The organism is Streptomyces sp. NPDC086989, from assembly GCF_044745505.1.
Classification (GTDB): domain Bacteria; phylum Actinomycetota; class Actinomycetes; order Streptomycetales; family Streptomycetaceae; genus Streptomyces.
On sequence record NZ_JBIVAL010000039.1, the window covers coordinates 1 to 21,629 of the forward strand.

Genomic DNA, 21,629 nt, shown 5'->3' on the forward strand with positions numbered 1-21,629 from the left:
GATCCACGGCCGCGACTGACGTTTCCCCACGGCAGGACCAACGACCACCCGAACCGAAAGTCACATGATCAACGGCTTCTGTTAGGACCTCTTAGGGCCTGTGTGATGTCGTGATCATTCGGCGGTCTTGATGAGGTCGTCGATCCAGATCATTGCGGCGCGGAGGTGGAGGCCGGCGAGGTAGCTGTCTGGGCTCTTGTCGTATCGGGTGGCGATGCCTCGCCAGGCCTTGAGCTTGTTGATCAGGCGTTCGACCGTGTTTCGTTCCTTGTAGAGGTCGGCGTCGTAGGTGACGGGCCGGCCGCCCCTGGAGCCCTTCTTCTTCCGGTTGGCGGCCTGGTCCCGCTTTTCCGGGATAACTGCCTTGATTCCGCGTCTGCGCAGGTAGGAGCGATTGCCGCGAGACGAGTAGGCCTTGTCCGCGGCGACCGCGCCGGGCCTCGTGCGCGGACGGCCGACAGGCAGCCGGACCTTCACCCGCGCCAGCACGGGGATGAACTGCGGGCTGTCCCCGGCCTGCCCGGCGGTCAGGACCAAAGCGAGCGGACGGCACCTGCGGTCCGCGGCAAGATGAATCTTGCTGGTCAGGCCACCCCGGGACCTCCCGAGCAGGGCTTCCTTCAGGCGGAGCTTGCGTCGGCGTCGGATCCGCCGTCGCTCGGCCTGTCCGTTCTGTTCCTCCGGTCCGCCCCCTTTTGCCGGGCTGCCTCCTGCTGCTGCCGGTCGCCCGGTTCGCCGGCCTGCTGTGGCTGATCGCGGCCGGGTTCCTGCTGCCGCGCCGCCGCGTCCGTACGGAGGGCTGACCGCCATGACGAGTGCCACCGCTGCCGCCGCCCACGACCCGGCGGAACGCATGCTCCGCTTCCACCAGCCCGAGAAGGTCCTGCGCCACCTCGGCCCTGCGCCCGACGAGGCGGCGCTCGGGGCCCTGTTCGGGCTCGGCCCGGCCGGATACCGGACGCGCCTGGACCGATTCGAGGCGCGCAACCGGGCGGCTGCCGCCGCTCTCGTGGCCGAACCGGGAGCGGCCGCACGCCTGGCCGCCCTGCCGTTCCGGCCGGGTGAGCACGTCGTGGCCGTGGGGGAGAGCACCACCGCCGACCGGCTGTCCTGGTTCGAGATCCTGCGACACCTGCTTCCCGAAGGCGTGCGCTGCACCAACCTGGCCGTGACCGGCAGTACGACGACCCAGGCCCTGGCGAACCTCCCGACGCTCGCGTTCCAGCGGCCTGACTGGGCGCTGTGCATGCTGGGAGCGAACGACGTCCAGCGGCTGGACGGGGTCCCGCTGATCTCCGCCGCCGAGACCCGCCGCGCCCTGCGGGCTCTGCGCGACCTGACGGTCCGGCGGACCGGGGCCCGGTGGGTCTGGCTCACCCCGACCGGCGTCGATCCCGGGCGGGTCGCGGAGTACGTCCACTTCCGGCGGGCCGGTCTCGGCTGGGCCGGGGCGGACCTCGACGCCGTCGCGGAAGTCCTGCTCGCCGAGCCCGAGGTCACGGTCGACACCCGGGCCGCCGCGCACGGCCACTGGGAGGAGGACGGCGTCCACCTCACCCCGGCCGGTCAACAGCACGTCGCGGCGGCGGTGCTGGACGCGCTCGCCACGGAACCGGGCCTGCCGTGACCACGCGGGTGGGCTACCTCGGGCTCATCGTCACCTGGTACGCGGTTCGGCTCCTCCCGTGGGTGCTCACGGTGACGGTCTGGCCGTGGCCGTCCCACTTGGCGCTGTGGCCCTGGACCGTGTCGCGGTACCCGTTCCGGTAGGTGTCCTTCGGCACGGTGATATGCGTGGGTCCGGCAGCGTTGTCGCGGGTGGGGAAGGTGAGGGTGTGGGTGCGTGTGGCGGGGTCGTACGCGAAGCCGAGCGGATCACCCGCGACGGCCCGCGCTTAGGGCTGGGGAGCAGCCGGGCGTTGGGCTTCTCCGCGCCCGGCTGGTCGAGGAAGCAGTATGTGAACGGGTGTCCTGGTGGCATGGGTTGGTCGTCCCTGGCCGAGCACGGTGACAGCCCAGACGATCCGATACCGGTGGCCATCGAGACCAGCACACGGCCTCCTGGTCGCGGGCCTGCGCACCGGCAGCCGTCGGGTCTTCGCGATCGACCCGCTCGCCGCCGCCCGCTACCGCGACCGCCACGGCGTCAGCCGCAAGTAGTCCGACCCGGGCGACGCCCTGGTCCACCGGGAGTGGATCGCCCTTGGCCCTGGCCGGCGGCGCACCGCCGGCCAGGGCCTTGTCCGGGCCGGTCATGCCTGCTGTCAGGCCGTCGGGCCTGAGGAAAAACCGGCTGGTCAAGGCGAGGAAGTACGGGCCGTCGCAGTCGCCAGGCCTGAACCCCGGCCCACCCCTCGGCGCGGGTGCCCGGACCCCGGTCCGGGCGCGCCCGCCCATGCATGTCCTGCCCCGTGTCGCCCCACTACGCCGAAGCCTCGGCCCCTGCGCTGGGGGCGAACCCGCTCCCCTGCTCCGCGAACACCTTGATCGCGGCGCACAGGAACTCCACCATCCCGGGGTGGTAGGAATCGTGGAACGCCCTCATGGCCTCGTCCTCGGCGTAGAAGAGCGACATGCCGACGTAAGCCTCCCTGGAGGGGATGTAGAACCGGCTGACGATGTCGAAGTGCCTGCGGACGAGCTCCTGGATCTGCCGGTCTCCGGGCAGGGAGCCGCCGTCCAGGAAAGCCGTGATCTCCCGGTACAGGACGTCCCAGTCCTGGTGGACCCGCTCCCTGTCCACATGTTCCCAGTCGTTGGTCGCGGCAAGGCTCTTCGCCTGCTCCTCGGCCATCGACCGGCGACACTCGTCCTCGTAACTGTTTCCCACGGCACCGGTTCCCATCGTTTCTCACCTCTCCGGTGGATCCCCAAGAGGCCGCCGACATGTCGACATCGACAGGCTGCCGATGATCAACTGCCGGTCCAGGCCGAACGGTGACACACCGCCACCGGGTCGGCAAACCATTTCTTGGACCCTCCGGCGCTCCGTCCCGGTCAGCCGGTGGCGGAAAGGCGCAGCTCGGACGGTGAGCCGTCCGAGTGGGGCGTCCAGCCGCTCGACCGCGTGGCCCGGATTCCCGCGGCGACCTCGCGCAGCAGGACGGGCTCGGCCGGCAGCGGTCCGGTTCCATGACGGCCGGTCGACCGGTCTCCACGACGAGTGTCGTCCCGAGGCGGGCAGTGTCCTCCACCACGTAGCCTCGACGCCGTCGACGACGACGCGGCGGGAACCCTTCTTCGGTAGTGCCGCTCTCCGCCCGCGGTGGTTCTGTGGGCGTCGGCCATCGTCGATGTCGAGGAATCCCTGTATCGCAGGGGTGCCTCCCAGTGGACTCCAGCCGGAGGCTTTCGCCCGGTCCACAATGCCCTGGGTGATGGCCGGTGTCGCTTCCTTCCCGGTCAGGCCGGTGAAGGTGAACCCGGCGAGGGCCAGACAGGTGCGTAAGGAGGCGGCGAGCGTCTCGGATTCGATGGCTGCTGTCGGTTCCTGGGGCATCCGCCAATTCTCCGGACGACCACCGACATCGGCCCGAGGCCGGCTTTGTTTCCGTTCTCGTGACCAAATCCCCATGCCCAGTCCAGGGCGACGTCGTTCTGGAGATGTGTCCGGTTTGATCAGGTGATGCCCAGTGTGGAGAGCGGGCGGCGTCCCGGGCGTGGTGGCGGATGCCTGCGGCGATGTTGTCGTGGCCGGTCAGTCGCAGCGCACCGATGGCGAGGTCGCGCAGGGTGGCCATGGCGCGGGGCGCGGTGCCGGTGCGGACGCGGGAGGCGTCCTCGACGTATGCGGTGTCACGCACGTGATGGATCTTGTTCTCGATGCCCCAGTGCTCTCGGACGCGCTGCGCGATCTCCACCGGGCCGGCCTGCTCGGGCGCGAGGCTGGTGACACCGTAGACGCGTTCGAGAGTCACCTTGCCAGTGGTGATGATCCGGCGTCGGCGCACGATCTGGACGGCCTGAACGGCATGCGGGAAGTCGAGGCCCGCGGTGACGGTGCAGGTCTTGACCCGTCGGATCTCGTCGCGGCCGTGAGCGGTGGCCCGGGTCCTGCCCTGCAGCGGCACGTCCCGGCAAGGCAGCTTCTTCAAGTAGTGGCGCAGGGTCGGGTGGTTGGCCTTGATCAGCGCGATGTAGTGGGCGCCCTTGTCCTCGACCAGGAAGCGGGCGTGGCCGGTCTGCGAGTGCAGAGCGTCGAAGGTGACGATGGTCTTGCGCAGGTCGAGTGGAGCGGGCAGAGGCTGGAAGACGGTGATCTCGTTGGTCTTGCCGTCGACTTCGCGCTGGGCGATGACCTGGCCGGTGCCGGTCATCGCCGCGAGCAGGTGAACCTGTGTGCCGTCGGGCCGGTAGGCGCCCCGCACGGTCTTGTCGTCCACCGCTAGCGAGGGGCGGGGCTGATCGGCGTCGCGGTCGGGGTGGTCGTCTCGGTCACGGTCGGCGAGCCAGGCGCCGACGGCCGTGTCCAGGGCGTCGCCGTCGATGCGCTGCAGGACGCGGCGGACGGTGGCCTCGGCCGGGGCGGTCGGTTTACGGTCGGGCTCGCGGCATGGGGCGCCGAGCCGGGACAGGACCTCGGCGGGGGCATCGGCCGCCCACTCGGCGATCGCGGCCAGCGAGCGGGCCCCAGCCAGGACAGCGCAGGCGGCCATTGCCAGGACCAAGGCGACGGGATGCCGTCGGCCCCTGGCCCGGCGCGGATCGGGGACCGCGGCCAGACGGACCAGCAGCCCGGCGGTCTCGTCCGTAGTAGTGGGTGCAACATCGGCGAGTTGTCCCAGGCCAGCTGGGATGGGCGATGATGAACAAGCAGGCGCCCGGTGACCTGCAACTCAAGATGGACACAGCTCATTGGGCTCCGGGCTCCCCGCTCGGCCCCAGGGGCAAGGCAGCTGGCTGGCGAGGCTTGTGGTGGCCCGGCAGCGGGTCTGCCGGGCCACGTTCGGTCAGTGGGTGTTGGTGCGCTTTTCGAGGCGGGTGCCGTGGCGAAGGGTGATCGACATCAGGTCGCTGGGGGCGTCCAGTTCCAGGCGGTGCCAGCGGCCGCGGGGGACGATCACGGCGGTGCCTGCCGGTAACCGCACCATGTCCTCGGTGGCGCCGGGGGTGGTGGGGCGGAAGTAGAGGCGGATACCGCCGGTCAGGCAGCACACCGCTTCCTCGGCCTGCGGGTGCATCTCCCAGTGGTCGGCGTGAACGTCGGCGTCGGTCTCCACGTGGAACGTGGCGATCTGCCAGGCGCCCGAGTCGCTGCTCGTCATCCGCCGTTCGACGGCTCGGACGTCGCCGTCGGGGTGGAAGCGCAGCGCCGAGGCGAACAGGTCGATAGGGATCGTCGTCATGATGGTGTTCCTTCCAGTCGGTTGTCTGCGGGGGCGGCGGGGCGCAGGTCGGGTGTTTCGGCCCGGCGGCGGGGCAGCACGCCGATGGCCACGACCGCCGCGAGCACGAAGAGGGCGGCGGCGATGGCCAGGCCCAGGGCGTAGCCGTCGTTGAGCGCGGCGGGGTCGGTGGCCGTGCCGATGTGGTGTGCGGCGATAGTGGCCAGGGCGGCCAGGCCGATGCAGCCGCCGAGTTGGCGGGAACTGTTGAAGAGGCCGGAGGCCATGCCGGCCTCGCGAGGGGTGACGCCGGTGGTGGCGGCGGCGGCGACCGGGGCCAGCACCAGTCCGGTACCGATGCTGGTGACGAGGGACGGGCCGAGTACGTCGGTGAGGAAGCTGCCGCGTGGGCTGATAAAGGCGAACCAGGCCAGGCCCGCGGCGGCCAGCAGGGCGCCGGGCACGAGGGACACGCGGGGGGTGCGTGCCGCGGTGATGCGGGTCGCGGCGACGGTGCCCGTGACCAGGCCTGCGGAGAAGGGCAGGAACGCGGCGCCGGTTGCTGCGGCACCCATGCCCAGGACCTGCTGCATGTACAGGGATACGAAGTAGAACGCTGTGAACTGCCCGGCTGCGGCCAGGAGCACCAGCGCGTTCGCGCCGGCGACCCAGCGGTTGCGCAGCAGGTCGAGGCGCAGGAGCGGTGCGGGGGCCCTTGATTCGGCGAAGGTGAAGGCGGCCAGCAGCACGGCCGCGGCGGTGAGGGTCGCCAGCGTGGCCGGGGAGCCCCAGCCGAGGGTGTCGGTGCGGACGACACCGAACACCAGCAGTCCGATGCCGCCGGTCGCCAGGACGGCACCCAGCACGTCCAGCCTCTCGCGCCGGGCGGGATGTGCTCCGGCGGGCACGCCTGCGGGAACCAGCGCGAGAGCCGCCGCCACGATGGGCAGGTTGACCAGCATGACCCAGCGCCAACCCGCATATTCGGTCAGCAGTCCGCCCGCCAGCACGCCCAGGGCTCCCCCAGCGGCGTTCACGGCGCTCCACACTCCGAGCGCGCGGACGCGCTGGGGGCCTTCGGCGAAGGTGGTGGTGAGCATCGCCAGCGCGGCCGGCGCGGCGGCAGCGGCGCCCAGGCCTTGCCCGGCGCGGGCGGCGATCAGTTGCCAGGGTGCCTGGGCCAGTCCGCCCGCCAGCGAGCACAGCCCGAAAACGGCCAAGCCCAGTACGAACAGTCGACGCTGGCCGTACAGATCGCAAGCGCGGCCACCCATCAGCAGTAACCCGCCGAACGTGAGCGCGTAGAGGTGCACGACCCACGACAGGTCGAGCGGTGCGAATCCCAGCGCTGTGCGGATCGCGGGCAGTGCGACGTTGACCACCGACATGTCCAGGGCGAGGACGAACTGGGCGACGGCCGCTGCTGCCAGCACCGCTCCGGGGCGCCCCCGTGAGTTTTTATACATGTAAAGAAAGTAGCGCGAAGGGATCGCCGCTGTCGACACCTGGGGGATGATGGGAGGCATGCCGCAACCATCCGCACCACGCAAAACCCTCGGCCGACCTCCCCGTATCTCCCTTGAGGAGATCGTCGAGACGGCCAGCCGGATCGTGGCCGAGGAAGGCGTGAACCGGCTGACCATGCGGCGACTGGCCACAGAGATCGGCAGTACGCCGATGGCGCTCTACCACCACGTCCGCGACAAGGAAGACCTGCTCGTCCTGCTGCTGGACGACTTCGCCACGCGGACCCTGCGCCGACCCGAACCACCTGCCCACCCTCGCGAGCGGATCGTCGCCGCTGCCGCCGCGATCCACGAGGCGCTCGCCGCCTGCCCCTGGATCACGGAGGTGCTGACCGCCGACGACTTGATGTCCACGTCCGCACTGTGGTTTGTCGAGCAGATCGTCGATGGCCTGGTCGAGTGCGGACTGACCCCCGAGCAGGCCGTGCGCGGTTACCGCGCGATCTGGTACTACACCGCCGGAGAGATCATGGTCCGTGCGGCAGCGGCCCAGCGCCGCGCAAACGATGACCGTGCGACCTACCGGGAGCGAGTCTTCGCCGATCTCGACCCGGGCGAGCTTCCCCGCTTGGCACAGGTCGCGGACCATTGGGCGTCGCTGACCGCTGAGGACACCTATCTGGAAGGGCTCCGGGCCCTGGTGGACGGCCTCCTCGCCACCCGCTGACGGACCGCCGCCGATGAACGCGTCAAGTCCCGCGCCGCTGACATTCCGTCAACACGCCAGTGCCCGTCTCCTCTGTCGAGCATGGTCGCCTTGAGCCGGGTGGGCAGCTGCCACTCCTCGCGGGTCTGGTCTTCCGCCGGCCAGGGTGCGGGTCATGTGGGCCTCGATGGCGCGGACGGTGAGTAGGTGCGCCAAGACGCCGTAGCCCATTCGGGCCAGCGCGGCGTCCTTCTGGAGATATGTCCTCGGGGCCACCAACTACCAAGTCACCTCACCGTGCTGAATCGGAATCAACCTGAACGAATCGCCTGAACGACACCACCCTGATGCCCAGTCGCTCAGGCGTTTGCTGGTTCAGTCGGTTCCGAGGGGTTCGATATTGCCCACTGCGGTGGGTAGTTCCCGGCCTCCGGCTTCGGGCCGGATGTATGCGCGCCGGGCCCAGCGGCGGCCGGTGTCGGGGATCTCTTCGGCGACGACGGCCATGAGTTCGGCCTCGGTGCCGGAGGCGAGGTCGCGGACCCGGCGGCCCAGCAGCGGATGCTCCTCGTGCCCGAAGCCGAGGTCGGCGCCGTTCTTCATGCCTCGCCTCCGTCCGTGGCGCTTTTTCGCTCCTTTTCCTGGTCGTCGAGGAAGTGGGCGAGGCCGCGGTCCGCGCGGGCCACAAGCTCGGGGGAAGGGTTGCCGTAATCCGGCCGGACCGGGCTCTGCCAGCCTGACTGTGCGATATCAAGTGCATAGCGGAGTGGGTCACCACCAGACCCCGGCCCCCTCCCTCGTAGCCAGCCGCCCGCGAAGCGGGCCCGGGGCCGGGGAGCTAAGCGAACCGACCTAACCAGTCGTGAAGCGGCCTGAGTTGAGACGCGAAGCGGCTCAACCGGGGGTCTGGAGCGAAGCGGAGGGCCCCGAGGTCAGAGCCCCATGGCTCCGCACCCGCGTCGCCCCGGGCCCCGGCGCGGCTTCACCCAGGGCAGAAGGCCACTCCCTTGCCTCCGCGCCGCGGATCCTTAGGGTGAGGGGGTGAGCACTCATGCGCCGAACGAGTCCCGCGTCATTTCCCTGCGCCCGCAGGCCCCGTCGCCTGGTTTCGGCGGGGCGGCCGGCGCCCCGCGGAGACCCGTGGGGGGTCCACAGCCACGCGCGCCGAGGGAGCCTCTGTGGCGTGACCTCGTCGGCGACGTGCTGCGGCGCGAGCGGCTCGCCCAGGAGCGCACGCTGAAGGACGTCTCGGAGGCGGCCCGGATCTCGATGCCGTACCTGTCGGAGGTGGAACGCGGACGCAAGGAGGCATCCTCCGAGGTGCTCGCGGCCGCCGCCCAGGCCCTCGGGCTCGGCCTCGCCGACCTGCTGCTGCTCGCCGGTGACGAGCTGGCCCGGCACGTCCGGAGCCGGGTGGTCCGGGGCCGCACATCACCCACGGCGCAGTACGACGGCTTCTGCCTCGCCGCCTGACCGGACCGGGCCCACGGCCGGTACGGCGGGGGCGCGCCCCGTCGTACCGGCCGGCTCGCCGGCCCTCGGCCACGGCCGCGCAGGCTCAGACGAACGCGAACCGTCGGCTCAGTACCTCGTCGGCGAGCCCGTAGGCCACGGCCTCCTCGGCGGTGAACACCTTCTCCCGGTCCATGTCCGCGCGCAGCGTCGCCACGTCGTGCTGTGTGTGCCGGGACAGGACCTCCTCCACCTGCGAGCGGATGCGGACCATCTCCTTGGCCGCGAGGCTGAGGTCGGAGACGGTTCCCTGCCGGCCGCCGCTGGCCGGCTGGCCGAGCAGCACCCGCGCGTGCCGGAGCACGAACCGTCGCCCGGGATCTCCGCCCGCCAGCAGCACCGCCGCCGTGGACGCCGCCTGACCAACGCAGAAGGTGGAGATCGGCGCCTGCACGAACGTCATCGTGTCGTAGATCGCCATCAGCGAAGTGAACGATCCGCCGGGCGAGTTGAGATAGATCGAGATCTCCTGCTCCGGGCTCGCCGACTCCAGGTGAAGGAGCTGCGCGATGACCACGTTGGCGACCCCGTCGTCGATCTCGGTGCCGAGGAAGATGATCCGCTCGTTCAGCAGCCGGCTGAAGACGTCGTAGGACCGCTCGCCCTGCGCGGTCCGCTCGATCACGTAGGGAACCGTGTACGACCCCATGTCACAGCCCCGTCCGTCGGCGCGGCGTGGCCGGGCGGATGTCAGCGAGCGAATCCACCACCCGGTCCACCATCCCGTACTCCCTGGCCTGTTCAGCCGTGAACCAGCGGTCGCGGTCGCCGTCCCGCGCGATCGTCTCCTCGCTCTGCCCGGTGTGCTGGGCGGTGATCCGCTCGACGGCTTTCTTGGTGAACTGGAGGTTCTCCGCCTGGATCTCGATGTCCGCGGCGGTGCCGCCGATTCCCGCCGAGGGCTGGTGCATCATGATCCGCGCGTTCGGCAGCGCGAACCGCTTACCGGCCGTCCCCACGGTGAGCAGAAACTGGCCCATGCTGGCGGCGAAGCCCATCGCCAGCGTCGAGACGTCGTTCGGGATGAGCCGCATCGTGTCGTAGATGGCGAGACCCGCGGTGACCGACCCGCCGGGGCTGTTGACGTACAGGCTGATGTCGGACCGCGGGTCCTGCGCCGACAGCAGCAACAGCTGCGCGCACACCCGGTTGGCCGACACCTCGTCGACCTGGGTGCCGAGGAGGACGATCCGCTGGTCGAGCAGTCTTGCCGCGAGGTGGTCGTCGAAGTGGCCGGGCGGTGTGTCGCCCTCCTCCGCGCGGGGCGCGAGCATGGTGAGGTGAGTCATCTCTTCTCCTTGTCGAGGCGGGATGCCGTCGACTCCACTCTTGACCTGGGAACCCCCCCGGACGCCGTTGCTCTGCCCCCGGCAGATCCGCCACGGGCGGACACGACGTCACGGCACTCGTATCTGGAAGCGGTCGGCGACCAGGACCTGGATTCCGACGATTCGGCCCGCAGCGTGGCGGAGTCCTCGGGGCGAATCCAGAACTCGATGCCCCGTTCATTGAAGGCCGGCGGTCCGATTCGAGGCCCGGGCCTGACGGGCCGTTCCCGTCGTGCAGGCCGTGCCCGTGCAGCTGCTGGGGCCCAACTGGCATCCTGACCGGCCGAAAGATCCGATCTTCTGTGCACATCTTGCATCTAAGTGCGAATAATTCCACAGAACGGTTGTTACCTGATCAACTACTCCGGTTGGGTGAGACGGCCCGGAGGTGCGCCGGGTGGTGCCAGCATCCGCGGGTGGAGATCAGCCGGGTCCAGGCCGACAGCCCCGGACGCGACGACCGCTCCAACCGGTCGCTGAACGCAGAGGGGGGGGGAGATCACCAACACCACCGGCGACGCCATCAACCTCCGCGGCTGAACCCTGCGCGACAGTGACAACATCCGCGTCGCGGGCCGTGCCACCATCCGCATCCACACCGGCAATGCCACAACACCCGCACTCCCCGGTCTGCCCCTCGCCGTACCGCGGGAGGAGATCCGCTGGCGCCCGGGCGGCCTGCGCGGCCCCGAGAGCCTGCCGGTGACCTTCACCCCGAGCGGCTGAAGGGCCTTCGCAGGGGGCCCTTGGGCCGCCGCGTCCCGCTGTGCCCGCAGGCACGGGCGATGCTGGAGCACGGCTGGCGGACCCAGGCCGCATGGCCCCGGTCCTGCCACTGGATTCGCCGACCGACTCACCCGGCCGGCAGGCGTCCCCCGGGTGAACGCGGCGGACGGCCGGTGCGTCGGGGGACCGGCAGGAGGACACGAGACGACCATGACAGGGCGTGTCCTGCGGGCAGCGTCGTCCAGTCGGAAGGAATGAGCCGTGTCCATCGAGGAGAACAAGAGACTGGTCCGCCGGTTCTACCAGGAGATCGACGCGGGCAACGTGGACGCCATGGACGAACTGGTGGCCGAGGACTACAAAGACCACTCGCCGCCGCCCTTCCCGGGGCTCGGGGCACCCGGCAGGGAGGGGCTCAAACAAGCCTTCCGGCTGTTCTGGGAGAGTACGCCCGGAACCCATGACATCGAGGACCAGATCGCGGAGGGCGACAAGGTCGTGACTCGCCTCACCGCTCGCGGCGTCTTCGAGAAGGATCTTCCGGGAGTCCCGGCCACCGGCAAGCCGATCACCATGACGGGCACGGTCATCCATCGGATCGAGAACGGAAAGCTCGCCGAAAAGTGGTCCGACAAGGATCTGTTCGGATTCCTCCAACAGATCGGCGTCATCCCTCCGCCGGACGGGGCAGCCTGACAGCCGAGGTGCGACGCCCGCCGAGGAGGGGTTTCTATCGGGTGGCTATCGGGAAGCGCTCAGCCGTCCATCGAAGGGTGCCCCCGGCACCGGGGTCTCTCTCACACCCCCGGCCCCGGGGGTGTGAGAGAGACCCCCGGGCGGTGCCGGACCGTCGGCTGACTCGGCCGCGCCGCGGTCTGACCTGAGGCACACCACTACCGCGCGCCGGCCGCACCGGTGTGCACCGTCCACCGAGTGGATGCGCACTGGATGGACGCGATGCGCACCAGGTGGGTGCGCACCACCGCACCGGTGGCACCCACCTGGTGCTGCGGTGGTGCGGTCACCGGCGCAGAGCCACCACGTTCTCCACCGCCGTGCAGGCCCGCTTCACCTGCTCATCGCGCAGCGCCTGCAGAGCCCGGACGACGTCCGTCGGTGCGTCGGCGAGGACCTGGCCGACGAAGGTGCGCGATGGTGCGGGCGATCTCCGGCGCCGCGGCTGCGGTGGCGGGTACGGCCCACTCCCAAGGAGCCGGTGAACCGGTTGCGGTGGCGGAACTCCGAGGGTGCCCCTGAGTACCGCCTTGGGCATCTTCAAGCGGTAGGGCCCCGATGGAGCGGAGGCCTGTCGCGGTCCGGCCGCCGACGGGCTTCCGTTCTCCCCGCCGCCACAGCCAGCCGGCCCCACCGTGGCCATCGCTTTGCCAGGAGGTGACACAACGACCAGGACGGGCCCGTCAGGCAGCGTGGTCACCGGCGGGAACGAGGGTCCAGGACTTTCTGGCTTGCCCCTCCCGTAGCGTGAGGCCCTATGGTCCCAGGTCATGAAGATCATTGTTCATGACACGGCCTCCTCCATGCTCGATCTCCTGCGGCGCCCGCTGGAGGAGCGGCCCGACGCCTTGCGGGACATGCTCAGGCCTCTGCACGGCGTGATGTCCGCGGTGGGCGTGGATGTGGTCCAGATGCACAGGATGGGCAGCGGCTTCCGGATCGACCGTGAGGACCCGCGGTACCTGACGGCGCTGCGTCAGATGCGGGACGCGGGGGTGTGGCACCGGATCGAGGACTGTCTTGCCGCGGCATGGGAGCGGCTGAGCGGCTCGGTGCCGGGAGCCAAGAGCGCCGAGACCGTGCATGTCGTGCTGGTACTCGGCGATCCCGATGACGACCTGCTGACGGTCCGCAACGCGGGCTATCTCGGTATGGGCGGTATCCCGGGGGCGATCCAGTTGACGATGTGGCCCACCGAGACCAGCCTGGCGAAGATCGGCTACGTCGCCGCGCACGAGCTTCACCACAACGTGCGTTACGCCAACGTGGTCTGGGATCCGATGACGGTCACGGTCGGCGAACAGGTCGTGGCCGAGGGGCTGGCCGAGGCGTTCGTACGGGAGCTGGCGGGCGAGCCGGCCATGGGCCCCTGGACGACGGCGCTGTCCGGCCCGGAACTGGACGATGTCTGCGAGAAGGTCGCGGCTGGGATCGATGTGGCCGGGATGCAGAATCTGCCCTCGTACGTGTACGGCGACGCCACCGCACAGCACATGGGGCACCAGCCGGTCGGACTGCCTGACTTCGCCGGATATGCGGCCGGCCTTCGGATCGTTGACGCCCATTTGGCAGCCTCCGGCCTCACCGCCGCCCAGAGCACGGTGCTGCCCGCACGCGACATCCTCGCGAACGCAGGGATACCGAGCAGCGCTTGACGTACATCGCTCTTCGCCGTCACCCACAGCCAGAGGTCCGACAGCCGGCCGGCCGGCCGCTGGCTGGGGAGGTCCAGCGAGCAGGCTGAGGCCACGTCCGAGTATCGGGCGGCCGATGTCAACGAGCGCCATCAGCGCCAGGCCGATCGAGGTAGACCTGCGTTCCCGCCTTCGAGCACCAACAGACCGACCATGGTGTTCGCGAGGGCCCGCAGGGCTCGTACTGGGGGACGGGCACCCATGCGCAACCGCCCCAGGGTCTCGTCGTCGGTGCCGGCGCAGCGGACGGTCGGCAACGCGGCGGCGAAGGAGCACGTCTCGACACCGGCCACGGGTGCGTCGGGCATACCGTCGCTCTTTCCCGCGTCGACCGCGTAGCGCGGTCGACGCGGTATTGAACTGGCCGCCGCCTCGTCAAGCCACGCGACCTGCGCGATCTCTGCGGGCTGTACGGAGTTCAGGATCAGCAGCGGGTTGACCATCTGATGCAGCCGGCTGGGGAATCGGGTCAGCATGGCTGGTGGAACTCCTACGGCGACATCCCGAACGGCGACTGCATCGGCCTGGAGGCCGAGGCGGCAGCGATCCGGCTCTACGAGCCGCTGGTGCTCGCCGACCTGCTGCAGACCCCCGCGTATGCCCGGGGGCGGTCATCGCAGGAACGATCCTTCATGCCACGGCCGCACAGATCGCCACACGTCTCCCGGTACGGCTGCGGCGCCAGGACCGGTTGGCAGCCCCGCGCAACCTGCTGCGCTCGTGGGCCGTACTGGACGAATCGGCACTGCGGCGCGTCGTGGGCAGCCGCGAGGTCATGCGCGAGCAACTGGACCATCTGACCCGCCTCAGTGCCCAGCCGCACATCACCATGAAGGCCCTCCCTCACGATTCGGGTGCGCACCCAGATGTCTCAGGACAGTTCTCGCTGCTCGAGTTCGCCGACGCCACCGATGCGAGCTTGGTGTACCTGGAAAGATTCTCCAGCGACCTCCACCGCGAGAAACGATCCGACGTGCGGCTCTACAGCGACATGTATGCGCACTTGCAGGCCCAGGCACTGAGCCCGGACAGTACCCGGCATCTCATCGACGAAGCCATCACGGCGTACGCCGGCCCGGAATTCCAGCCAGATGCCCGCGCACCGTCCCTGCCGAACCCGTGAGCGCGCTGCGTACGAACCCGTCCAGGTGCCGATTCGGCCACCCCGGGGCAATCCAGACCCGCTCGTCGTCGACCGGCTGTGACATCTCCGGCCAGTGCGTCCGTGGATCGGGCTGCCGGCTGATCCTCACCGACCACACCATTCATTGCGTGAAGCGTTCTGATGCGAGGTCAGATCTGCACTTTCCGGAGCGGTATGGGTTGCGACGGACCGGCCACCGCCGCACGCGACGGCAGTGATGGTGACCTCGATGACGTGGGGGCCGATCTCGGAGCTGATCACTCGCGAGCGCTACTGAGCCCCTGGACGGTGTGTCCAGGGGCTCAGCGCCGAACGGCGGACGGGACGTCCCACGTGCTTGACCGAGCTTCAGCCCCTGCCGCCGACCCGTACCCAGCAGTCGGTGACGGGAGTGCGGAGCGTTGGCCGATCCGGCCGAGTGCTCGAGACCCGAAGGGTCAGGGGCGTGACGCAGTCAAGTCTGCGATGGGGCTAGTCCTGTCGAGTTGTCGTACCTCGCCGGATTCTCTTCATGGTGAAGAGGGCCGAGCCTGCGATGAATGCCAGCGCTGCTGCAGAGGCCGCCATGATGCCGATACCGCTGCTCGAGCCGGCCCCCGCCGGCTGCTGGCCGGTGGCGCCGCTCACGTGGGCGAAATTGACGCTCCTGGCTGCGTGGCCGGGACCTTCGTGGCCGGGATCAGTGTCTTGGCTGTTCGGCAGGAAGTCGGCCCACGGCGGCTTGCCCTCGTCGTGGCCGTCCTGACGATTCTCGCCCTCGCCCTTGTCGTGGTCGCCGCCCTCGCCCTTGTCGTGGTCGCCGTTCTCGTCCTTGTCGTGGTCGTGGCGGCCGTTCTCGTCCTTGTCCTTGTCCTTGTCATGGCCGTGGTGCCCCTTCTCACCCTTGTCGCCGCGAGGTCCCTTGGGTCCCTTGGGTCCCTTGGGTCCGGCGGGTCCGACAGGTCCTGCGGGTCCGGTCGGGCCGGGGGCGCCGGGGGCACCGGTCGGGCCGGGCGCGCCCGTCGGGCCGGGGGCACCGGGGCTGCCGGTCGGGCCGGGGGCACCGGGGCTGCCGGTCGGGCCGGGCGCACCCGTCGGGCCGGGGGCACCGGGGGCACCGGGGGCGCCGGGGCTGCCGGTCGGGCCGGGGGCACCCGTCGGGCCGGGGGCACCGGGGGCACCGGGGGCACCGGGGCTGCCGGTCGGGCCCGGAGCACCCGTCGGGCCGGGGGCACCGGGGGCACCGGGGGCACCGGTCGGGCCGGGGCTGCCGGTCGGGCCGGGGGCACCGGTCGGGCCCGGAGCGCCCGTCGGGCCGGGCGCGCCCGTCGGGCCGGGGGCACCGGTCGGGCCCGGAGCACCCGTCGGGCCGGGGGCACCAGTCGGGCCGGGAGGACCAACGGCGCAGGCCGGCCTCGTAATGGTGTTGTTGTCCATCGTGACCGCGGCCTCACGCGCCAGGGCGCGGCCTTCGATCACGGCGCTGTTGTTCAGCGTGATGGACTGCATGGCCAGGATGGTGCCCTTGAACTGGGTGGTCGTGCCGAGGGTGGCGGAGCTGCCCACCTGCCAGAACACGTTGCAGGCATTTGCTCCGTTGATGAAGGCCACGGAACTCGACGAAGCCGTGGTCAGGGTCGAGGGGATCCGGAAGATGAAGACGGAGTTGGGGTCGTTCTGGCCGTCGAGGGTGACCGTCCCGGTGAGTTGCAGCGACGGCGGGGACGCCGGGGCCGTGTAGACGCCGGGCCCCAGCGTCAGTCCGCCGATCTCGTCCGAAGCGAGAATGGTCCCGGGCCCCCGGCCTGCCGCGTCGTCGTAGGCGACGACGAGGTCGGACTTCGCCTGAGCGGCGGCGGCGTTGGGGGCTACGCGCGTCACTCCGTTGACGATGCCGGGCGGGAAGCCGGTCACCGATGTGCCCGGATAGAGGCCCAGGTCGCCGTTGATGACGGTGGGGTTCGTGTTGGTGACCGTCGAACCTGCCAGGACCCCGTAACTGGCGGTGGTTCCCAGCAACACGGGGGCTTCTGCGGCGTGGGCGAGTGTCGGGACCAGGGCGGCCGACGCCACGAGCGCTGCGGGGAGCATTGCAAAGGCTCCCCGTTTGAGCAGATTGCGTTGAGGGCTTGAGTCGGGTGGAGCCGACCGGATGACATTCAATGCCATAGCAGGAACTTTCTTGTTGCTGGTCAGGGACGCCGGCCCGCTGCCTGTGCCGACATGCAGGCCCACCCCGAGCGGGGGAAGCAGATCTACTCCGTGCCAGAGGTGGTGACGGGTCGTCACGCGGGAGCATTACCGCATATTTCGCGGTGATAGGCCGCAAATAGGGAAAAGCGTCTGCATGGGTGATCGGCATCAGGAATGGCATACGTCGCACGTCTGTGTGTATCTGCTGCGCGGTGGAGGGCGCAGCGACTGCCCCCGCAGGCCCACGATGGTCACGCCACACCTAGGGCCGCAGCGGACCGATCCTTCCCCGCGAACGAAATCGAAGGCGGTCCTTCCCGCCCAGTGCACAGGCACGGCATGCCAGGAGGCGGTTCGGGCACGCGTTCTATCCCGGGTTCCACACCCGTATGCCCCACCAGTACGCCCCCCATGGCCACACCCTCCCCACCGCGCCCCGTGACCTGCGCCCCTTCCCAGACTGGGGCGACGTGGGCTCGCCCGAAGCGGGCACTGTGCGCGTGGCCCGCAACGCACACGCCGTCCGGCGGCTGGGTGCCGCGCAGGACCCAGATGAGCGACGCCTCCTGCCTGGTCGCCGGAGCGGGCGAGCATCAGTCCGCGGTGGAGTTCCAGGCGGGTGGCGAAGCGTGAGAGTCGGGCGGGAAGTGCGGCCATGGCTTGGTCCTGGGCGTTGATCGCGGCCCTTTTCCTTGCCGAGGCGGGCTCGGAGCAGCGAGCGGAAGACGCAGAGCCGCCGCCACGCAACGGCGTAGTCGGAGGTCTGCTCGTAGGAGCCGGGGGTGTCGGAGTTCGGCGGCATGTCCGACGTCCTGGACCAGGCGGACAGGGTGCTGAGCGCCCGCCTGAACGAGCGCCAGACCGCCGACGACGTGGAACGGGCCACTGCAAGGCATAGTCACGATGATCGACATGGGCCGCCGATCCGCAACCGAGGGCGATCTCACCCAGGCGGCCACGGCCCTCGGCTACTGCGAAACGATGGCCCGGGACCTGTAGCTCCCCGCTCACCGGCCGGCCTCGCACCCTTGCATCCAGCGAACCTGCGCCCTCCTCGAAGCCGGGCCGAGCGCACCACTCGGAGCCGGCCTCGCAGACCGCCTTGCACCCCGATGTAGGTAAGTGCTTGTAGTACCTATGTGCGGGTTGAGTTCTCTTCCCCTGCTCCTGTGCCCGATCGAATCGCTGTACGGCGTTGTGAGCGCTCCGGGCGGCCACAGCGCGCCGGGTGCCACGAAAAGTCCCGCCCGATCAGAGGACTGTGGCCTGACCTGGGCAACCGCCCGGGGCGAAGAAGGGGGTAGGTCGGCCAACGTGCCCGACCTACCCTGCCGAGTCCGGCGGCCGGGGGCAGGACGGCCAGCGCGGGCCGGAGGACACTCACTCTCCCGGCGGGGCGGCATTGCGGGGGTGAGCGACGGTGCGCCCGGCGGACGACGGCGTGTGCGCATCCATCGGTCGGCCCCAGCCGAAGCGCCCGGCCGAACGCGAAAAGCTGCCGTGCCGGCGTGGAGCGGGCGGCGGGCCGGAGCGGACCTGCGCCGGCGCGACGCCGCGCCTGAGCACCGCCCCCATCCTGCACGTCGCCGCACCTGTTTTTCTGAACCTAGAAGGCCAAGGTCAGTGCAGGACGTCATCGGCCAGCCTGTATGGGACGTTCGCCGAACGGCTACGGTAGCCGTTCGGCGAACGGCAGGCCTGAGGCGCAGGGCAGGTGATCAAGCCGTCGTACGGCACCTTGATCAGGGGCACCCGGGTGTCCTCCCGGCATAGAGGTCGTTTTCATCGACGAAGCCCGCCTGCTCCCGATTTGGGCCTGCTGCCAGACACCACTGGAGGGCATCGAGGTGTTCATGTGTTGATCGGTGCGCCTGGGAGAACCGTATTGCCCGTCTCATCCCGCAGAGTCTGTCTCATTCCAAGAGACGCTGACTCCATCCCTTTCGCCCCAGCTGAACGCCCTTGAAAGCAAGACGTACGAGGCGCCAGTAAGAAAATGGGGCACCAGAGGCGGCGCAAACTATCTGAAAACGACCTCTAAGCTTGCTCTTTAACCTTTGGCGGAGCCTCAGGGACACCGGTAGGTTCTCCGCGGTGACCTTGATGGAGACGCAGGGCCTCACGTCGATGACCGACGAGGTGCAGATACGTTGGATGGCGCTGGGGGACAGGACTCGGCGGACGACCGTGGTCATGCTCCATGGCGGTCCGGGTCTGCCGGATTATCTGGGCGATGTCGCCCCCATGGTCGCGGACCTCGCGCCTGTGTACCGGTACGACCAGCGGGGCACGGGTCAATCCCCATGGCGAGGGTGCCATTCCTTCGCCCGACATGTCGACGATCTCGTCGAGTTGCTCGACGCATGGGGCGTGACCAGAGCTGTGCTGATCGGGCACTCCTACGGTGCTGACCTGGCGAGCCGGTTCTGCCTGACGCATCCTGACCGGGTTGCCGCGATGCTTCTGATGTGCGGGCCGTTCGTCGGTGATTGGCGTACCGGGGACCGAGCGGAGCGAGGCCGCCGCATGTCCGCAGCGCAGTCGGAGCGGCTCCAGGCATTGGAGGAGTTGCCGCACCGGACGGAGGAGCAGGAAGTCGAGCTGCTCACACTGGCCTGGTTCACCGACCACGCCGACCCCGAACGGGGGTGGCACTGGGCCGCGCAGGGTGCCCGGCGGCGTCGCCCCGTCAACTGGGCTATGAACAGCGAGCTTGGCAAGGCAGGGCGCGCGGACCCGCTCGATGAGCATCTTGCCGAGCTGCGCGCATGCCTGCCCGCGCGGGCGATGCTTCTTGGTGGGGCCGACGATCCCCGCCCAGTGTCGGCTCTTGAATCACTCGCGCTCAGGCTCGACCTTCCGCTGACGCGCGTCGAAGACGCTGGGCACGAGCCCTGGTTGGATCAGCCCCACACCGTGCGTGCGCACCTTCGGCGATTCGTGCAAGGCACGGTGGGCTCATAGGGCTTCGACCGGATTACCAGCCGGCCTCATCCCACGCTGCCGACACCGCGGCAGGGCCGGTGTCGAAATGGTCCTCGAACTAGGCCGCTCACCTGGGTGTTCGCCGGACGCTGAGGCGGCCTTCGTCTGATCATGTGCTCCGACCAAGGACACACATGACCACGACGAAGGCCGTTAAAGGTGAGTTCGCTGCCTGATCATGTTCCGGGGGGCGTTCGCGAAAGCGTCACGCTTCCGGGAGGACTTATTCGCCTGCCTGACCGCGCGCGGGGACGAGCTGTTCGACCTCGCCGACGCGTTGCTGTGCGCGGACGGACCGGTGACGGCGCCGGTCGACCTGACGCTGGTGGCTGAGCACCGGCGCGGACACGGCGCGATGTACGACGCGCTCCGGGCCCTGCACGCCTACCTCCACTGGCGCAACCGCAACGCCCGCCACCCCCGCGTCCTCACAGCACAACGACGCGAACGCGCCCGCATCCGCGGCGAGAAGGGCATCCGCTGGGGCGGACGACCCCTCAGTGCATCCGCCTGGAGGACTACCTCGGTTGAAGCATCAGGCCGAATGCAGGGGTGGGACGTTCCTCGCGAGCGCGGCGGCTTGCAGCAGGATGCTCGGCTCGGCGCCGGGGTCCTCGACCATGACGACGCCCGCCGCCTGGATGTCGAAGCCTGTCGGCCAGATGGTGACGTCGCTTGCCAGCGCACCCTCCAGCTTCGCCCGTGTCAGGTCGGCACTGGTGAGGTCGGTTCCTCGGAGGTCAGCCAGTCTCAGATCCGCGCCGGTGAACTTGGCGCCATGGCCCCGCGCCTTGCGCAGATTCGCCTCCCGAAGGTCGGCCCCCGAGAAGTCAGCCTCGCGGAGGGCGAGCACCGCGCAGGTCGGCTTCGATGCAGCGGCTCTGGTGGAGAATCGACGTCCCGAGCTCCACGTGTCGCATGTTGGCCGCGATCAGCGATGCCTTGGTCAGGTTGACCTGGTAGATGCTCGCCGCTTCCAGGCAGGCGCCGTCGAAGTTGATGTGGTGCAGCCACAGTCCGTCGCAGTCGGCCCGACGCAGGTCGGTATAGCTGACGTTGAGCCAGTCGGGCTGGCGTTCCTGGCACAGGACTCCGAGGCAGGTGAGCGCCACCTGGGCATCCGGGGCACGTGTCTCCAGCGGAGGCACGGAGTTGATCGAGGCTTCCGCCGCCAGCGAGTCTTGCGCTTGCGGGGGCCATGGCAGGTGAGTCCGGAGGAACGCGGCCTTGATCGAGATGACCGCCTCCCGGTCGTGAGCCGACTGGTCCGCGATCCGCCGCAGTGCGTAGAGGCCGCCGATACGCACGTCCGTCTTCTCGCTGCCGAGCTGGTCGACCGCCCGGCTGAAGCGGTCGGTGATGTGTCCCTCCCGGGTGGCGTTCAACCCTTCCTGGTTGACCCTCAACTGTCGCCAGGTGGCGTACCCGCCGAAGAGGACGACAGCGCCACCGACCGCCTGCACGAGCGTCGTGCGTACGTTGTTCACAGCCGCGAGCCGTTCAGCGGCCGAGATCCTGGCCCCGCCGAGATCGCGCTCGACCACCAGCCCTGGCAGCACCACGACCACTACGGCCAGCGCGGCGAGCAGGGCCAGCAACGCCGCCACCGCGAAAAGAGCGGCCCTGACACGACGCTGCCGAAAGGTGCCCGGTACGCGCCGCCTATGAGTAGATCGCTCCGCAACCATGCGTACATGATCGCAGGGCAACCCGGAACCCGGTGTACCTATCCGGTCAGAGCACTAGTAGTGCTTGGTCAGGTTGGGGCTGGTGTGGGTATGCCGCGGTAGCAGGTGGGGCAGACGCCGGTCCATGTCGCGAGGAGGGTCTGCAGCTC

The 21,629-nt window shown here is 69.7% G+C and carries 18 protein-coding genes and 7 pseudogenes; 11 read left to right on the plus strand and 14 right to left on the minus strand.

Features of this window, described 5'->3' with window-relative positions; genetic code table 11:
• Positions 1 to 114: 114 nt before the first annotated feature.
• A pseudogene (locus ACIPK4_RS39325) lies at positions 115 to 719 on the minus strand (IS5 family transposase); the annotation flags it as partial.
• 89 nt (positions 720 to 808) lie between these two features.
• On the opposite strand from ACIPK4_RS39325, the gene ACIPK4_RS39330 reads away from it, so the two are divergent.
• The gene (locus ACIPK4_RS39330; RefSeq protein WP_402322569.1) at positions 809 to 1,627 is read left to right on the plus strand and encodes an SGNH/GDSL hydrolase family protein; all 819 of its coding nucleotides are present in this window, start codon (positions 809 to 811) and stop codon (positions 1,625 to 1,627) included.
• Between the two features lie 13 nt (positions 1,628 to 1,640).
• On the opposite strand, the pseudogene ACIPK4_RS39335 reads toward ACIPK4_RS39330, so the two are convergent.
• A pseudogene (locus ACIPK4_RS39335) lies at positions 1,641 to 1,835 on the minus strand (endoglycoceramidase); the annotation flags it as partial.
• 159 nt (positions 1,836 to 1,994) lie between these two features.
• Here ACIPK4_RS39335 and ACIPK4_RS39340 point away from each other — a divergent pair.
• Positions 1,995 to 2,157: pseudogene (locus ACIPK4_RS39340) on the plus strand (IS110 family transposase); the annotation flags it as partial.
• A gap of 265 nt (positions 2,158 to 2,422) precedes the next feature.
• On the opposite strand, the gene ACIPK4_RS39345 reads toward ACIPK4_RS39340, so the two are convergent.
• The 4 genes and pseudogenes from ACIPK4_RS39345 to ACIPK4_RS39360 all read right to left on the minus strand — a co-directional run bounded on the left by ACIPK4_RS39345 (position 2,423) and on the right by ACIPK4_RS39360 (position 6,790).
• The gene (locus ACIPK4_RS39345) at positions 2,423 to 2,845 is read right to left on the minus strand and encodes a TipAS antibiotic-recognition domain-containing protein (protein ID WP_402322572.1); all 423 of its coding nucleotides are present in this window, start codon (positions 2,843 to 2,845) and stop codon (positions 2,423 to 2,425) included.
• Positions 2,846 to 3,773: 928 nt separating this feature from the next.
• Positions 3,774 to 4,667 (minus strand): annotated as a pseudogene (locus ACIPK4_RS39350) (ISAs1 family transposase); the annotation flags it as partial.
• Positions 4,668 to 4,949: 282 nt separating this feature from the next.
• The gene (locus ACIPK4_RS39355; RefSeq protein ID WP_402322574.1) at positions 4,950 to 5,345 is read right to left on the minus strand and encodes a cupin; all 396 of its coding nucleotides are present in this window, start codon (positions 5,343 to 5,345) and stop codon (positions 4,950 to 4,952) included.
• A complete protein-coding gene (locus ACIPK4_RS39360) occupies positions 5,342 to 6,790 on the minus strand; it encodes an MFS transporter (RefSeq protein WP_402322577.1) in 1,449 nt (482 codons plus the stop codon). Before ACIPK4_RS39360 ends, ACIPK4_RS39355 begins: the two co-directional genes overlap by 4 nt.
• A 58-nt stretch (positions 6,791 to 6,848) precedes the next feature.
• On the opposite strand from ACIPK4_RS39360, the gene ACIPK4_RS39365 reads away from it, so the two are divergent.
• A complete protein-coding gene (locus ACIPK4_RS39365; RefSeq protein WP_402322580.1) occupies positions 6,849 to 7,517 on the plus strand; it encodes a TetR/AcrR family transcriptional regulator in 669 nt (222 codons plus the stop codon).
• A 354-nt stretch (positions 7,518 to 7,871) separates the two neighbouring features.
• Here ACIPK4_RS39365 and ACIPK4_RS39370 read toward each other — a convergent pair whose 3' ends face one another.
• The gene (locus tag ACIPK4_RS39370; RefSeq protein WP_402322583.1) at positions 7,872 to 8,099 is read right to left on the minus strand and encodes a hypothetical protein; all 228 of its coding nucleotides are present in this window, start codon (positions 8,097 to 8,099) and stop codon (positions 7,872 to 7,874) included.
• A gap of 438 nt (positions 8,100 to 8,537) precedes the next feature.
• Here ACIPK4_RS39370 and ACIPK4_RS39375 point away from each other — a divergent pair, with 438 nt between their 5' ends.
• The gene (locus ACIPK4_RS39375; RefSeq protein ID WP_402322586.1) at positions 8,538 to 8,969 is read left to right on the plus strand and encodes a helix-turn-helix domain-containing protein; all 432 of its coding nucleotides are present in this window, start codon (positions 8,538 to 8,540) and stop codon (positions 8,967 to 8,969) included.
• 85 nt (positions 8,970 to 9,054) lie between these two features.
• Here the strand turns inward: ACIPK4_RS39375 and ACIPK4_RS39380 are convergent, their stop codons facing one another.
• On the minus strand, positions 9,055 to 9,657 hold the full coding sequence (locus ACIPK4_RS39380; protein ID WP_402322589.1) for a ClpP family protease: 603 nt from the start codon (positions 9,655 to 9,657) through the stop codon (positions 9,055 to 9,057).
• Between the two features lies 1 nt (position 9,658).
• Complete coding sequence (locus ACIPK4_RS39385; RefSeq protein ID WP_402322592.1) at positions 9,659 to 10,297, minus strand: ClpP family protease; 639 nt, start codon at positions 10,295 to 10,297, stop codon at positions 9,659 to 9,661.
• 1,026 nt (positions 10,298 to 11,323) lie between these two features.
• Between ACIPK4_RS39385 and ACIPK4_RS39390 the strand changes: the two genes are divergently transcribed.
• Positions 11,324 to 11,758: an ester cyclase gene (locus tag ACIPK4_RS39390; protein ID WP_402322594.1), complete on the plus strand. Its 435-nt coding sequence runs from the start codon at positions 11,324 to 11,326 to the stop codon at positions 11,756 to 11,758.
• Positions 11,759 to 11,955: 197 nt separating this feature from the next.
• Here ACIPK4_RS39390 and ACIPK4_RS39395 read toward each other — a convergent pair whose 3' ends face one another.
• Positions 11,956 to 12,087: a hypothetical protein gene (locus ACIPK4_RS39395; RefSeq protein ID WP_402322597.1), complete on the minus strand. Its 132-nt coding sequence runs from the start codon at positions 12,085 to 12,087 to the stop codon at positions 11,956 to 11,958.
• 480 nt (positions 12,088 to 12,567) lie between these two features.
• On the opposite strand from ACIPK4_RS39395, the gene ACIPK4_RS39400 reads away from it, so the two are divergent.
• Positions 12,568 to 13,452: a DUF2268 domain-containing protein gene (locus ACIPK4_RS39400; protein ID WP_402322600.1), complete on the plus strand. Its 885-nt coding sequence runs from the start codon at positions 12,568 to 12,570 to the stop codon at positions 13,450 to 13,452.
• Between the two features lie 131 nt (positions 13,453 to 13,583).
• Here ACIPK4_RS39400 and ACIPK4_RS39405 read toward each other — a convergent pair whose 3' ends face one another.
• Positions 13,584 to 13,967 carry a hypothetical protein gene (locus tag ACIPK4_RS39405; RefSeq protein ID WP_402322602.1) on the minus strand — a complete coding sequence of 128 codons (384 nt, stop codon included), beginning with the start codon at positions 13,965 to 13,967 and terminating at the stop codon, positions 13,584 to 13,586.
• Here ACIPK4_RS39405 and ACIPK4_RS39410 point away from each other — a divergent pair.
• A pseudogene (locus ACIPK4_RS39410) lies at positions 13,938 to 14,060 on the plus strand (transcriptional regulator); the annotation flags it as partial. The gene ACIPK4_RS39405 and the pseudogene ACIPK4_RS39410 sit on opposite strands and share 30 nt — an antisense overlap.
• Before the next feature lie 104 nt (positions 14,061 to 14,164).
• Entirely contained in the window at positions 14,165 to 14,614 is a 450-nt protein-coding gene (locus ACIPK4_RS39415) for a DUF5753 domain-containing protein (protein ID WP_402322614.1), read from the plus strand.
• A 492-nt stretch (positions 14,615 to 15,106) separates the two neighbouring features.
• On the opposite strand, the gene ACIPK4_RS39420 is transcribed toward ACIPK4_RS39415, so the two are convergent.
• Positions 15,107 to 16,705, minus strand: a complete 1,599-nt coding sequence (locus tag ACIPK4_RS39420; RefSeq protein WP_402322605.1) for an ice-binding family protein — start codon at positions 16,703 to 16,705, stop codon at positions 15,107 to 15,109.
• A 2,205-nt stretch (positions 16,706 to 18,910) separates the two neighbouring features.
• On the opposite strand from ACIPK4_RS39420, the gene ACIPK4_RS39425 reads away from it, so the two are divergent.
• The 3 genes and pseudogenes from ACIPK4_RS39425 to ACIPK4_RS39435 form a co-directional block, all read left to right on the plus strand.
• Positions 18,911 to 19,771 carry an alpha/beta fold hydrolase gene (locus ACIPK4_RS39425; protein ID WP_402322617.1) on the plus strand — a complete coding sequence of 287 codons (861 nt, stop codon included), beginning with the start codon at positions 18,911 to 18,913 and terminating at the stop codon, positions 19,769 to 19,771.
• Between the two features lie 199 nt (positions 19,772 to 19,970).
• A pseudogene (locus ACIPK4_RS39430) lies at positions 19,971 to 20,162 on the plus strand (transposase); the annotation flags it as partial.
• Positions 20,163 to 20,285, plus strand: a pseudogene (locus ACIPK4_RS39435) (IS630 family transposase); the annotation flags it as partial.
• Between the two features lie 42 nt (positions 20,286 to 20,327).
• On the opposite strand, the gene ACIPK4_RS39440 reads toward ACIPK4_RS39435, so the two are convergent.
• Positions 20,328 to 20,645: a pentapeptide repeat-containing protein gene (locus ACIPK4_RS39440; protein WP_402322608.1), complete on the minus strand. Its 318-nt coding sequence runs from the start codon at positions 20,643 to 20,645 to the stop codon at positions 20,328 to 20,330.
• Entirely contained in the window at positions 20,623 to 21,399 is a 777-nt protein-coding gene (locus tag ACIPK4_RS39445) for a pentapeptide repeat-containing protein (protein ID WP_402322611.1), read from the minus strand. The genes ACIPK4_RS39440 and ACIPK4_RS39445 overlap by 23 nt, the downstream gene beginning before the upstream one ends.
• Positions 21,400 to 21,629 lie beyond the last annotated feature (230 nt).

Excerpts from the sequence above, each read along its gene's own strand:
- ACIPK4_RS39425 (WP_402322617.1), top strand. The coding sequence starts at position 18,911 with ATGGAGACGCAGGGCCTCACGTCGATGACCGACGAGGTGCAGATACGT.
- ACIPK4_RS39330 (WP_402322569.1), top strand. The coding sequence starts at position 809 with ATGACGAGTGCCACCGCTGCCGCCGCCCACGACCCGGCGGAACGCATG.
- ACIPK4_RS39360 (WP_402322577.1), bottom strand. The coding sequence starts at position 6,790 with ATGTATAAAAACTCACGGGGGCGCCCCGGAGCGGTGCTGGCAGCAGCG.
- ACIPK4_RS39345 (WP_402322572.1), bottom strand. The coding sequence starts at position 2,845 with ATGGGAACCGGTGCCGTGGGAAACAGTTACGAGGACGAGTGTCGCCGG.
- ACIPK4_RS39355 (WP_402322574.1), bottom strand. The coding sequence starts at position 5,345 with ATGACGACGATCCCTATCGACCTGTTCGCCTCGGCGCTGCGCTTCCAC.
- ACIPK4_RS39420 (WP_402322605.1), bottom strand. The coding sequence starts at position 16,705 with ATGCTCCCCGCAGCGCTCGTGGCGTCGGCCGCCCTGGTCCCGACACTC.
- ACIPK4_RS39380 (WP_402322589.1), bottom strand. The coding sequence starts at position 9,657 with ATGGGGTCGTACACGGTTCCCTACGTGATCGAGCGGACCGCGCAGGGC.
- ACIPK4_RS39400 (WP_402322600.1), top strand. The coding sequence starts at position 12,568 with ATGAAGATCATTGTTCATGACACGGCCTCCTCCATGCTCGATCTCCTG.
- ACIPK4_RS39385 (WP_402322592.1), bottom strand. The coding sequence starts at position 10,297 with ATGACTCACCTCACCATGCTCGCGCCCCGCGCGGAGGAGGGCGACACA.
- ACIPK4_RS39405 (WP_402322602.1), bottom strand. The coding sequence starts at position 13,967 with ATGCTGACCCGATTCCCCAGCCGGCTGCATCAGATGGTCAACCCGCTG.
- ACIPK4_RS39370 (WP_402322583.1), bottom strand. The coding sequence starts at position 8,099 with ATGAAGAACGGCGCCGACCTCGGCTTCGGGCACGAGGAGCATCCGCTG.
- ACIPK4_RS39365 (WP_402322580.1), top strand. The coding sequence starts at position 6,849 with ATGCCGCAACCATCCGCACCACGCAAAACCCTCGGCCGACCTCCCCGT.